At 46.6% G+C, this 12,843-nt stretch carries 15 protein-coding genes; all 15 read left to right on the top strand.

Features of this window, described 5'->3' with window-relative positions:
* The 15 genes from AC0YNZ_RS01015 to proS all read left to right on the top strand — a co-directional run bounded on the left by AC0YNZ_RS01015 (position 1) and on the right by proS (position 12,838).
* Entirely contained in the window at positions 1-438 is a 438-nt protein-coding gene (locus AC0YNZ_RS01015) for a hypothetical protein (RefSeq protein ID WP_475824888.1), read from the top strand.
* A gap of 4 nt (positions 439-442) precedes the next feature.
* Complete coding sequence (locus AC0YNZ_RS01010; RefSeq protein ID WP_475824887.1) at positions 443-1,228, top strand: FliA/WhiG family RNA polymerase sigma factor; 786 nt, start codon at positions 443-445, stop codon at positions 1,226-1,228.
* Between the two features lie 16 nt (positions 1,229-1,244).
* Positions 1,245-2,651, top strand: a complete 1,407-nt coding sequence (locus AC0YNZ_RS01005; protein WP_475824886.1) for a DUF342 domain-containing protein — start codon at positions 1,245-1,247, stop codon at positions 2,649-2,651.
* A 36-nt stretch (positions 2,652-2,687) separates the two neighbouring features.
* Positions 2,688-3,014 carry a hypothetical protein gene (locus tag AC0YNZ_RS01000; RefSeq protein ID WP_475824885.1) on the top strand — a complete coding sequence of 109 codons (327 nt, stop codon included), beginning with the start codon at positions 2,688-2,690 and terminating at the stop codon, positions 3,012-3,014.
* Positions 3,015-3,054: 40 nt separating this feature from the next.
* Entirely contained in the window at positions 3,055-3,621 is a 567-nt protein-coding gene (locus AC0YNZ_RS00995) for a DUF6115 domain-containing protein (protein ID WP_475824884.1), read from the top strand.
* Positions 3,614-4,144 (top strand): hypothetical protein, encoded by a 531-nt coding sequence (locus AC0YNZ_RS00990; protein ID WP_475824883.1) that lies wholly within the window; start codon positions 3,614-3,616, stop codon positions 4,142-4,144. The genes AC0YNZ_RS00995 and AC0YNZ_RS00990 overlap by 8 nt, the downstream gene beginning before the upstream one ends.
* Positions 4,145-4,333: 189 nt before the next feature.
* Positions 4,334-5,032 (top strand): 30S ribosomal protein S2, encoded by a 699-nt coding sequence (gene rpsB / locus AC0YNZ_RS00985; protein WP_053375748.1) that lies wholly within the window; start codon positions 4,334-4,336, stop codon positions 5,030-5,032.
* Between the two features lie 127 nt (positions 5,033-5,159).
* Positions 5,160-5,825, top strand: coding sequence for a translation elongation factor Ts (gene tsf, locus AC0YNZ_RS00980; RefSeq protein ID WP_475825471.1), 666 nt, complete (start codon positions 5,160-5,162; stop codon positions 5,823-5,825).
* Positions 5,826-5,927: 102 nt separating this feature from the next.
* Positions 5,928-6,656 (top strand): UMP kinase, encoded by a 729-nt coding sequence (gene pyrH / locus AC0YNZ_RS00975; protein ID WP_110768988.1) that lies wholly within the window; start codon positions 5,928-5,930, stop codon positions 6,654-6,656.
* A complete protein-coding gene (frr, locus tag AC0YNZ_RS00970) occupies positions 6,656-7,210 on the top strand; it encodes a ribosome recycling factor (RefSeq protein ID WP_056637192.1) in 555 nt (184 codons plus the stop codon). Before pyrH ends, frr begins: the two co-directional genes overlap by 1 nt.
* 62 nt (positions 7,211-7,272) lie before the next feature.
* A complete protein-coding gene (locus AC0YNZ_RS00965; RefSeq protein WP_110768986.1) occupies positions 7,273-8,037 on the top strand; it encodes an isoprenyl transferase in 765 nt (254 codons plus the stop codon).
* A gap of 27 nt (positions 8,038-8,064) precedes the next feature.
* On the top strand, positions 8,065-8,859 hold the full coding sequence (locus AC0YNZ_RS00960; RefSeq protein ID WP_475824882.1) for a phosphatidate cytidylyltransferase: 795 nt from the start codon (positions 8,065-8,067) through the stop codon (positions 8,857-8,859).
* A gap of 17 nt (positions 8,860-8,876) precedes the next feature.
* Positions 8,877-10,016, top strand: coding sequence for a 1-deoxy-D-xylulose-5-phosphate reductoisomerase (locus AC0YNZ_RS00955; RefSeq protein ID WP_475824881.1), 1,140 nt, complete (start codon positions 8,877-8,879; stop codon positions 10,014-10,016).
* Positions 10,017-10,104: 88 nt separating this feature from the next.
* A complete protein-coding gene (rseP, locus tag AC0YNZ_RS00950) occupies positions 10,105-11,379 on the top strand; it encodes an RIP metalloprotease RseP (protein ID WP_475824880.1) in 1,275 nt (424 codons plus the stop codon).
* A 10-nt stretch (positions 11,380-11,389) separates the two neighbouring features.
* The gene (gene proS, locus AC0YNZ_RS00945) at positions 11,390-12,838 is read left to right on the top strand and encodes a proline--tRNA ligase (protein WP_475824879.1); all 1,449 of its coding nucleotides are present in this window, start codon (positions 11,390-11,392) and stop codon (positions 12,836-12,838) included.
* Positions 12,839-12,843: the final 5 nt, after the last annotated feature.

Here is a 12,843-nt window from a genome sequence, read left to right as displayed (position 1 = left end):
ATGCTGGGAACATGGCGATGGAATGTCGTATTTGGTATTTTCGGCACCGTGCTTACGGTAGCTTTCTCGATCGGAAACAATCCGGTTACTGTTATGCTGCTTAGAAGTATGTATGCTTTCATCGCTTTTTTTGTTCTGGCGTATGGAGTACGGGCAATATTGGCATACATTCTTCAGCCCCCTTCTCTTGTGGGCGAGCAGACCGAAGTCGATGAGGGTAAAGGGATTCAGCTGGATTTGCAAACTCCTGACGAGTCGATGGATATTAACCAAATGCTAAAATCGCAGCTGCAGGATGGCGGGTCAGCGCCATCCGCTGATGCTTTATCTAATGAAACAGCCGGCTTTCGACCGTTAAATCCTCCACAATTATTATCTACAAAAAATACGCAGCCGGAAGAATTGGTAAAAGCCATTCGTCACCTGACAGGAGAGTGAGTCAATGATCGAGCAGAAAACCCCTCATTTGACAAACTTGCAGATGTGGCAAGCATGGAGAGAACAGGGCGATTTGGAAGCTAAGAAGAGGCTTATTGAGCAATATTTGCCGCTAGTTGATTATGTAACGAATCGAATGGCGATCGGACTTCCGAAAAACGTTATGAAGGACGATCTTTCCAGCAATGGCGTTATGGGTCTTATTGATGCAATCGAGAAATTTGATTACGGACGCGGCTTGCAATTCGAAACCTATGCATCGTGGCGCATTCGCGGTTCAATTATTGATGGATTACGGCAGGGGGACTGGGTTCCGCGTTCCGTCCGGGAGAAAGCGAAAAGAGTGGAAGAGGCATATCAGCATTTGGAGCAACAATATTTGCGCTCTGTAACTGATGCTGAAATTAGCCGTTACCTTGAAGTGTCTGAGAAAGAATTTACGAACATACTCCAAGATATTGCGGTCACAACCGTATGCTCCTTGGAAGATCCGATTAGGGAAGAGGAATCGGAGACGAGAATGTCATTGCTGGTAGATGATAAAGCAAAAAACCCGGATCATAAGGTACATGAGTTTTATTTAAAGGAATCATTAGTTAAAGGTATTGAACGGCTTACAGAAAAGGAACGCACAGTCGTTTCACTGTTTTACTATGAGGAATTATCATTAAGTGAAATTGCTGAAGTAATGACACTATCACCATCGAGAATTTCCCAGCTCCACTCGAAAGCTATTTTGCGGCTGAGGGGAGCTTTGGCTAAGCATAAAGATCAACTCATGCAGCATTAGAAAGGAGGGCAGTAAGGTGAATAACCTACAATTAGAATCATACCTGAGCATTCAGATATCAGCTGATAAGTTGGCTGCATTTTTAACATTTATCCGAATTTCAGATGAATTTGAATGTAAGGTCGATGAGCTGGAGCGTTTCGTGCGCAGCAAGGGGGTCGTTCACGGCCTGCTTACTGATGTTCTGAATCAAATCGCTGCTAATCCTCTGGCATATTATAAGGAACAGACGCTAGTTGCACAAGGTGAGTCTCCCGTACCAGGCAAGGACGGCTTCATCAAGCCTGTATATGATATGGAATCTGGTAATAGCGCCCCTGCTGAGCTTGAGGATGGAAAGGTCGACTTTAAAGAGGTCGTGCAGCTCAAAAACGTCAAGCGCGGTCAATTGATTGCAGAACGTTTCGATCCTCAGCCGGGACCGTTCGGTAAAACTGTGACGGGAGAGGAAATTCCGGCCAAGCTTGGCAAGCAGGTTAGATTTAAGGTTGGCAAAAATGTCGTGCTTAATGATGGCCAGACAGCGATGTACTCCGCCATTGACGGTCTTATTTCACTTACGGATAAAGAGAAAATCAATGTTTTTCCTGTGTATGAAGTGAACGGCGACGTCGATTACAGCGTCGGAAACATTGATTTTGTAGGAACGGTAGTCATTAGAGGCAACGTGCTCAGCGGTTTCCGGATTAAAGCATCCGGCGACATCCGGGTAATTGGCGGTGTCGAAGGGGCAGAAATCGAGTCAGAGGGCTCCGTTGAAATTACGGGCGGCATCCTGGGGAGCAATAAGGGCTTTGTAAAAGCAGGGCGTAACGTGCGAAGCACATTTATTCAAGAAGGCAATGTAATGGCCGGTGAAGAGGTGCTCGTTTCGCAAAGTATCATGCATTCGCATGTAAGAGCAGGTAAAAATGTCATTTGCTCCGGCGCCAAAGGATTAATCGTTGGCGGGCTCGTACAGGCTGGCGATTTTGTCAGCGCCCGAACGGTTGGTAACTCCATGTCCACGGCAACGACGATTGAGGTAGGTGTAAAGCCTGAATACCGTATAGAGATGCTCGAGTTGAGAACTAGACTTAGACATAATATGGAAAGTTTGGACAAAACAAATAAGGCTCTAGCTATTTTGGATCAATTGGCAGCTACAGGCCAGTTGTCTCCGGAAAAGTTGGCATTGCGCATTAAACTAACGGCTACGAAGCGCCAAACGCTCCTGGAAAACGACCATACTAAAGACAGAATTCTTAATATTGAGAAATCGCTTGAGGATACTGACCGCTCGAAGATCGACGTTAGCAATATCGTTTATGGCGGCACGAAAATCGTGATAGGCAGATATACCAAATTTGTGAAGGATCCTTCGCAGCGTGTATCCTTCCGGTATTCTGAAGGAGATATCGTTTTACTTCCGTATACCAAATAAACAGCACAAATGAATAGCGCAAAGAGGTGAGCTGATTTGTCGTTCAAATCCATTGATTTGCAGATGTCCGTACCTCGCACACAAGAATTCAGCGGCATGCAAGGACAAGCTATTCATAAGCCCGTGATGGATCAAAATATGCTAGCAGCTCAAGCATCGAAACAAACCGAGCTTGCTAGAGGGAAAAATATCGCAATAGAGCAAACGAACGGGCTTCATGTACGCAGCGAGCATGATGGGCAGCAGGGGAATGCTTATCAGAAGCCAAGGCAGAAGCGTACAGATTTAGAGAATGCGGATAGTGAGCATGAGCAGTCTCCGGCTCATCCGTTTAAAGGGCATAAGTTAGATATAAAGCTGTAAAAAAATAAAAGGCGAATATTAGAAAGGCAGGCTATGAACGATGCAGCCATATTTGCAATATATTGTATTATTCGGAGCGGTTGTCATTGTTGGCGCCTTTGTAATGCCTCGGAAAAAGCAGGATAAAGCATTTCCGCCGCAAACTATACAAAATATGGAGACGGCATTAGAGCAGTTTATGGAAAACATGGAGAAAGATAATGAAGAGCTCGTTCTCTTAGTTAGAAAAGCGCAGCAGGAGACAAAATCTGATGCTGAGCGCAAAGAGCAAAGAATTGCTCAGCTGGAGAAAAAATGCGAACTGCTTACAGAACAGCTGCAATTGACGCTGTCCAATTCTGCCTCTTTGGCACTCCAGAGTGTTTCTACTCCCCAAACCGCAGCTATCGATACGACTAAGCATGAAGCAAAGCATGCGCAGCAGCAAGAGCCAATAATTGAGGAGCCTCCGATGATGAATAGTATCCATGCCCGATATTCGGAGCTTTTCATGTTATATGAGCAAGGCAAATCCGTTGAAATGATTTCCAAAAAGCTTGGAATGAATATGGGCGAGGTACAGCTTATTATTCAGCTCGCAAAGCAGGAGGCGGCTGTCCATGCTTAAAAACCGGGCATTTATGATCGGCCTCGGCGCTGGCATCATTCTTGGGGCCTTGCTTTTCCAGCTCATGCTCTCTGGCGAGCAGAGCAGACAAAAACTAGGCCAACTTGGCAAAGATACGGCTGAGAGGCTGTATACGCGGGCAGAAGTCGATGCGTTACTGGAGGCAGAGAAACTGAAAGAGCAGCCTGCAGCCGCAGCTGAGCCGGTCAAGAAGGAGTCAAGCGGGGCATATCTTAAAGAAGCCGCACAAGAAGCCGAGCTTGTCAAGGAGAAGGCCGCAGCTGTGCATGTCATCCGTATCGAAGCGGGTTCTGGGTTAGCCAAAACGGCAGAGCTGCTGGCTGCACAAAATATTATCCATGATCAAGCAGCTTTCATCAGTCAGATGAACAAGTCGAAAAAGCTGGTCCGCGCCGGTTATTTTTTGTTTCAAGAAAATATAACGGTGGATGAAGCCATTACCGTCGTTACGGGACAGCCGATAACGGAAGAACAAGCGGGTGCGATTGATATAAGCAATTAAGCAAGCTAACCTTTCTTTTCGAAAAAACGTCTGTTGCGCGTGCTAGTTATTTATGGTATATTAATTCACGGTGTTAAAAACGCACGCAGGTCAATTTTGTCAAACGGTGCTTCCGCCCGGCGGAAGTTTTGGCGAAAGATGCGACTAGCGGAGGAGCACTAAAAAACCATTACAGGAGGTGTTGAAGAAATGGCGGTTATTTCCATGAAACAGCTACTAGAAGCTGGGGTACACTTCGGTCATCAGACTCGTCGTTGGAACCCGAAGATGGATCGTTATATCTTCACTGAAAGAAACGGGATTTACATTATTGATTTGCAAAAAACGGTTAAAAAAGTTGACGAAGCGTACAACTTTGTTAAATCGATCGCTGCAGACGGCGGCACTATGCTGTTCGTAGGTACGAAAAAACAAGCACAAGATTCCGTGAAAGAAGAAGCAGAGCGTTGCGGCAACTTCTACATCAACCAACGTTGGCTTGGCGGAACTTTGACTAACTTCCAAACGATTCAAAAACGTATCGATCGTTTGAAACAGCTTGAGAAATGGGAAGAGGACGGCACTTTTGAAGTTCTTCCGAAGAAAGAAGTTATCATTCTTCGTAAAGAAAAAGACCGTTTGGAAAAATTCCTTGGCGGTATTAAAGGAATGAAAGGTTTGCCAAGCGCGTTGTTCATCATTGACCCACGCAAAGAGCGTATCGCTGTTGCTGAAGCTCGCAAACTTGGTATCCCAATCGTTGGTATCGTTGATACGAACTGTGATCCAGACGAAATCGACTACGTAATCCCAGGTAACGATGATGCAATTCGTGCCGTTAAGTTGTTGACGTCGAAAATGGCTGATGCAATCGTTGAAGCTAACCAAGGCGAACAAACAACGGCTTAATTAGAGGCTTTAGTTAAACAACAAAGGGTGGTCAGATGGTGATAAACCTCTCACTGCCCTTTTTTCGAATGTAAATCACGGATGTCAATAATTTACAATTACGGAGCTATATGACTTCGTAAAACTTATAGGAGGGCTTATAATGGCAGTTAGTGCTAGCGCTGTAAAAGAACTACGGGAAAGAACTGGAGCAGGTATGCTCGATTGCAAGAAAGCTTTGGACGAAACAAACAATGACATCGATAAAGCGATCGCGTTTCTTCGTGAAAAAGGTTTGGCGGCTGCAGCAAACAAAGCAGGCCGTATTGCAACTGAAGGCGTAGTTGAATCGTACATCCACGCTGGCGGCCGTATCGGCGTTATCGTTGAAGTTAACTGCGAAACAGATTTCGTTGCGAAAACAGATCAATTCCGTGATTTCGCAAGAGACGTTGCTATGCAAATCGCAGCAGCTAATCCGAAATTTGTTCGTCGTGAGGATGTTTCTTCTGAAGAGCTTGAAAAAGAACGTGAAATTTTGAAAGCTCAAGCGCTAAACGAAGGTAAACCAGAAAAAATCGTTGAGAAAATGGTTGAAGGACGTATTTCGAAATACTACGAAGAGTTCTGTCTTCTTGAGCAATCCTTCATCAAAGATCCAGACAAAACAATCGCTACTTTGCTTAATGAAAAAATTAGCAAAATCGGCGAAAACATCTCTATCCGCCGCTTCGTTCGTTATGAGCTTGGTGAAGGCCTAGAGAAAAAAGTTGACAATTTCGTTGAAGAAGTAATGGCTCAAGTTAAACATTAATCCGAACGCACAGGCGGGGCGGGGCGTCCGCCCCGCCTGCTTGTGTGAATAGAACATATTTGAAGAACCTCTTTTAAAGAGGTACTTGATGGGGGTATTAACGTGGAGCAACCTGTTTATAAACGTATCGTACTGAAAGTTAGCGGTGAAGCATTGTCTGGAACTGAAGGGTATGGCATTGAAGCTTCGGTCATTGCTTCGATAGCTGATCAGGTGAAGGAAGTCGTTGCACTTGGCATTGAAGTAGCAATTGTCGTCGGCGGCGGCAACATTTGGCGCGGTATTGCCGGCACTGCAAAAGGGATCGACCGTGCAACAGCCGATTATATGGGAATGTTGGCTACTCTTATGAACGCACTCGCACTTCAAGATGCACTGGAACAAGCTGATGTACCAACCCGCGTACAAACGTCGATCGCTATGCAGCAAATTGCTGAGCCTTACATCAGACGCCGTGCGATTCGCCATTTAGAGAAAGGTCGCGTCGTTATTTTTGCTGCAGGTACAGGGAATCCGTTCTTCTCAACGGATACGACAGCAGCGCTGCGTGCGGCTGAGATCGAAGCAGAAGTTATTCTAATGGCGAAAAACAAAGTGGATGGCGTATATTCCGCAGATCCATTTAAGGATAATACGGCTGAGAAATTTAAGGAACTTACATACCTCGATATGCTGAACCGTAATCTAGGTGTAATGGATTCAACAGCTGCCTCACTATGTATGGACAATAATATTCCGCTTATCGTATTTGCAATTACGGAGAAAGGGAATATTAAACGCGTCGTACTGGGTGAGGAAATCGGAACGATTGTGAGAGGAAGTGCGAAATAATGCCACAAGATTTAAAGAAAAATGCAGAAGAACGTATGGATAAAGCGATCTCGGCGCTAAAACGTGATTTATCTTCCTTACGCGCCGGTAAAGCAAACCCTTCTTTGCTGGACCGTATTCAAGTGGAATATTACGGAGCTATGACACCTGTCAATCAATTGGCTAACATAAATACTCCTGACTCGCGCACGTTGTTTATTCAACCGTGGGACAAATCGTCTATGTCGGCAATCGAGAAAGCGATTATGAAATCGGATCTTGGTCTAACGCCTTCCAACGATGGTGTAGCAATTCGTATTTCTATTCCGCCGCTTACGGAAGAGCGTCGTGCTGAGCTTGTGAAAACTTCGAAAAAGTTTGGTGAAGAAGCGAAGGTAGCGATTCGCAATATTCGCCGTGACGCTAACGATGGCATAAAGAAGCTTGAGAAAACGACGATTTCTGAAGACGAATCGCGTGGACATCAAGAGGACATTCAGAAAGTAACGGATAAATTTATTGCCGAAGTAGACAAAGTGCTAGTTGCCAAAGAAAAAGAAATTATGGAAGTATAATGATACTCTGAGCCCCTCCGATAGGTGGGGTTTGGTTTTGATTTCGGTTGGGAGGAAGTAAGATGATCGAGCGACTTTGGGCCAAACTAGGCAAATCGTCCTTACAGCCGACTGATTCTGTGGCCTTAGAAAATGTGCCTGAGCATGTTGCGATTATAATGGACGGGAACGGTCGCTGGGCTAAGGATCGTGGATTGCCACGAATGGCAGGTCATCATTCCGGCATGAAAGCGGTCAAACGCATTACAATTGCAGCAGATCGGTTAGGCGTCAAATATTTGACGTTATATGCGTTTTCAACGGAAAACTGGAAGAGACCGAAAGCTGAAGTGGATTTTCTCATGAAGCTGCCGCAGCAATTTCTTGAAATTGAATTGGAAGAGCTGATTGCTAACAATGTGCAGGTTCGTATGATGGGGCATAAAGAGGATTTGCCGTCATTTACGATAAGCGCTGTTGAAGAAGCAATCGTCAAGACCGCCAATAATACAGGACTTGTTTTGAATTTTGCTTTAAATTACGGAAGCCGTAAGGAAATGCTTGAAGCTGTGAAAAATATAGCAGCAGATGTTCAAAATGGACATTTGGCCATAGATGATATTGACGATAAAGTGATGGCCGATCGATTGCTTACGAGCGGATTGCCCGATCCGGACTTGCTTATTCGTACAAGCGGAGAATTGCGGCTAAGCAATTTTATGATGTGGCAGCTTGCATACAGTGAATTGTGGTTTACCGATGTGTATTGGCCGGAATTTACGGAAGCGCATTTTCAAGAGGCGATTTTGGAATATCAACGCCGTGCACGTCGATATGGTGGATTGTAGCTTCAAGCATCGGAGTGTGACTTCTCTTTGAGACAACGAATTATTACCGGAGTTGTAGCAGGTGCAGGGTTCATCGGACTAACGGTAGTAGGCGGATGGCTATATACTTGTCTCCTCATATTACTTGCGGTTATCGGCTTTACAGAATATGCGCGCATGAATGGTGTAGCATGGTCGCATCCGTCTTCATTGCTCGGATACGCGGGCGTGCTACTGTTCGTGCTTCCATGGTCAGCATGGGGGATTACGGTTCCATCAGTGCTGACGATCGTTTGGATGCTTGCCTTCTTACTGCTCGCACTAACCGTTATTACAAAAAATAGAACGACGATTGATGGCGCCGCACTTATGTTGCTAGGCGCTTTATATGTAGGTTATGGCTTTGCAGCCATGGCTGAAGTGCGTCAAATCGAGCATTACGGTTTATTATGGACGTTTTTGTCCTTTGGGTGCATTTGGGCATCGGATATAGGTGCTTATTTTACGGGACGGGCTATCGGGAAAACGAAGCTCTGGCCGTCGATTAGCCCGAACAAAACGGTTGAAGGCGCCTTGGGGGGCGTGCTTCTTTCCTTAATCGTATCCGCCGTTTTCGCTTTATCGATTCCGGACTTTGTTGCTTTGCCAAAAGCCTTGCTGATTGGATTAATTGCTGCAGTTGCCGGTCAATTCGGAGATCTGATACAGTCAGCTTACAAGCGAGTGAGAGACATTAAGGATACAGGCACGTTATTACCGGGACATGGCGGTGTGCTTGACCGATGCGACAGTTGGCTCATCGTATTTCCGCTGTTGGTGCTGACCGAGCTGCTGCCCGTATAAGTCAGGAGGGTTTTTGCATGAAAAAAATAAGTATACTGGGTTCGACAGGTTCAATCGGAACACAGACATTGGACATTGTAGCTCACGATCCTGATCGCTATAAGGTTGTCGGTTTGTCCGCAGGTGCAAATGTCGATTTGATTATAGAGCAAGCGAAGCGATTTAAGCCTGCACTCGTAAGCGTAGCCACGAAAGAAGCTGCTGATGCCGCACGTCCTCACATGCCGTCTGGCACGAGAATGGTCTACGGTGAAGAGGGGCTTATCGAAGTAGCGGCTGGAACGGATGCTGACATCGTTGTAACGGCAATTATGGGAAGCAGAGGGTTGCCCGCAACGTTAGCGGCTATTGATGCCGGCAAAACGATTGGCTTAGCAAACAAAGAAACGCTCGTTACCGCGGGCCATATCGTGATGGACCGAGCTAGGCAGCGCGGAGTATCGATATTGCCGATTGACAGCGAGCATTCTGCGATATTTCAATGCTTGAACGGTGAAAATCGTCAATCGATCAAACAAATCACGCTGACGGCTTCCGGCGGTTCTTTTCGCGATCGCACAAGGGAGCAGCTTGAAGGCGTGACGGTTGCTGAAGCGCTCAATCATCCAAACTGGTCAATGGGCGCGAAAATTACGATTGATTCCGCGACGATGGTCAATAAAGGACTTGAGGTCATCGAGGCAAGATGGCTGTTCGATGTTACATACGATCAAATAGATGTCATTATTCATCCGGAAAGCATCATTCATTCATATGTCGAGTTTACCGATCACAGCATAATCGCACAGCTTGGACTGCCGGATATGCGTGTGCCGATTCAATACGCTTTATCCTATCCGGAGCGCAACGTAACGCCAACGGGCAGGCTGAATCTGGCGCAAATCGGCAAGCTGAATTTCCGTGAGATGGATTTCGCCAGATATCCTTGTCTAAGGCTAGCCTTTGAGTGCGGCCGCCAAGGTCAATCGTCACCGGCGGTATTCAATGCAGCTAACGAGGTTGCCGTCGCACGCTTTTTGAAGGGCGAAATTACGTTTCTTGACATCGAGCGGATATTGGAGACAGTAGTTGGTCGACACGAAGCATCTGATATCAATGACTTGCAAATGATCGCAGAAGTGGACGCTTGGGCGCGCCAGCTGGCAGAATCCGTATAATATCGGTCAAATACCGGTTCTCTTGTATCGGACGGGAGAATAATGATAATCTATGTACAGGCCGTAATGAACAGGAGGCTTCAGCTTAATGCACATGATTCAAGTCGTCTTTTTGACTATACTCGTCTTTTTCGTTATCGTAACGATCCACGAATGGGGTCATTACTATTTCGCAAAACGCGCGGGCATATTGGTTCGGGAATTTGCAATTGGCTTCGGACCTAAACTCTTTTCCGTAAAACGTGGTGAGACCAGATATACGCTTAGGCTTATTCCTGCTGGTGGATTTGTACGGATGGCTGGTGAGGATCCTGAGATTATCGATGTACAGCCAGGGCAAACGATAGCCGTTAGAGTGAAGGACAATCGGATCACCCGGCTCTATATGGACCGTCTTGATGAGCGCAGCGGCGTTATACGCGGTGAAGTCGTTGCTATTGATTTAGAACGCAAGCTTGCTGTTACATTGGACGTTGAAGGGGAAAACGAGAGCTTCTCGGTGCATCCTGCGGCGTTGATGATTTCAAAAGGCAAGGAAACACAGATCGCGCCGATAGACCGACAATTCGGCAGCAAAACGGTAGCTCAGCGCGCGATGGCTATTTTTGCGGGACCACTTATGAATTTCGTGCTCGCCTTCGTTTTGTTCGCTGCGTACATTCAGATGGCTGGTGTTCCAGTCGATTCGCCGGATAAGCTGCTCGTTAATGAAATTTCAGAAGGCATGCCCGCAGATAAAGTCGATTTGAAAAAGGGCGATGTTATTGACGCGGTCAACGGCGTTAAAATCGGCGCTGACTTCGATAAAATGATCGCAATTATCGGCAAATCGCCGAATGTGCCCATCAGAATGGATATCATTCGAGACGGCAAAGCCCAGCAGGTTGTTATCACCCCTGAACCGAACAAGGAAGGGGTAGGCAAGGTGGGGATTAGCGCGGCACTGCCGACACGGCCCGCTACCTTTTCAGAAACATTTACTGGCGCAGGCAAGCTGATGAAGTTTATGACGATAAGCATTTTTGAAGGATTCAAAAAGCTTCTTTTTGGAGAGTTCAAGCTTGATGATCTGGGAGGACCTGTACGGACCGCTGAGGTAACAAGTCAAATTGCGCAGAAAGGCATTGCGCAGCTTACATCGTGGACGGCTTTGCTAAGCTTGTATTTAGGAATATTCAACTTGCTGCCGATTCCGGCGCTAGATGGCAGTCGTCTCATATTCCTGGGAATTGAAGCGATTCGCCGTCGTCCTATTGATCCAAACCGGGAAAGCATGGTGCATTTCGTTGGCTTTGCGCTCATCATGCTGCTGATGCTAGTAGTTACTTATAATGATATTTTACGATTGGTTAGAGGGGAGTAATTCGTCGCTCATGTCTAAGGATAAACAGTTTGTCACAGAAATTACGCCACAAGGCGAAGATTTCTCCAGATGGTATTTAGATGTAATTAAAAAAGCGGAGCTTATGGATTACTCACCGGTACGGGGCTGTATCGTGTTCCGTCCGGAAGGCTATGAGCTTTGGGAAAATATTCAGCGCGATCTGGACCGGCGCTTCAAGGAAACCGGTCATCGCAATGCATATTTCCCAATATTTATCCCCGAAAGCTTCTTTCAGAAAGAAAAGGAGCATGTTGAAGGCTTTAATCCTGAGCTGCCATGGGTAACGGAAGCAGCAGGCGAGAAGCTCGAAGAACGTCTCGCTATTCGTCCTACATCGGAAACGATGTTTGGCCATATGTATTCGAAATGGATTCAATCGTATCGTGATCTTCCTTTGCTCATTAACCAATGGGCCAACGTGGTGCGTTGGGAGAAGCGGACGATGCCTTTCCTGCGGACGAGCGAATTTTTGTGGCAGGAAGGACATACAGCACATGAGACGGAAGAGGAAGCGCGTCAAGAGACGATGCAGATGCTCGATGTTTACACGCAGTTTGTAGAGGAGTTTCTCGCTATTCCGGTTATTAAAGGCGAGAAAACGCCTTCGGAGCGCTTCGCGGGTGCGGTTGATACGTATTCCATCGAGGCGATGATGAAGGACGGAAAGGCCGTACAAGCTGGTACCTCCCATTACCTCGGCACTAAGTTTGCGGTTGCTTTCGACATTAAATTTCTTGATCGTGAGAATACATTGCAGTTCGCGCATACGACTTCTTGGGGCGTAAGCACAAGGTTAATCGGCGCACTAGTTATGGTCCATGGCGATGACCGCGGTCTGGCACTGCCTCCGAAGGTGGCACCAACCCAAGTTATTATGATTCCTATTGGTCCGGCGAAAATGCGCGAGCAGGTTGTCGGCCGCGTTGACGAGCTTTATGCTGAGCTCAAAAAAGCCGGAATACGGGTACGTGTGGACGATCGCGCAGACGTCAGCCCAGGCTGGAAATTTAACGAATACGAAATGCGCGGCGTACCGCTGCGTCTAGAGCTCGGACCGCGTGATATGGAAAACGGACAAGTTGTGCTCGTATCCCGTATCACAGGCGAGAAGCGCATTGTGCAGCAAGCGAATCTCATCGCTGAAGTAGAAGCATTCCTGGAAGAAACGCATCAAGAAATGTACAACCGTGCGAAGCAATTCCGCAGCGACAACTCGCGTTCGGTTGAGAAGCTCGATGAAATGAAGAGCTTCCTTGAGGAGCAGCGCGGCTTCGTAGAAGCTGGCTGGTGCGGTTCCGCCGCATGCGAGAAGCAGGTAAAAGAAGAAACAGGCGCAACTAGCCGCAATATTCCTTTCGAGCCTGCAACGCAAAAGAAAACATGTCTTGTGTGCGGCGATGATGCCAAGCATACTGTCGTATTTGCACGTGCTTATTAAGAACT

The sequence above is a fragment of the Paenibacillus sp. J2L1-98 genome (genome assembly GCF_056269405.1).
The sequence above is the reverse complement of the archived record's forward strand: the minus strand, read 5'-3'. Positions and strand labels throughout refer to the sequence as shown.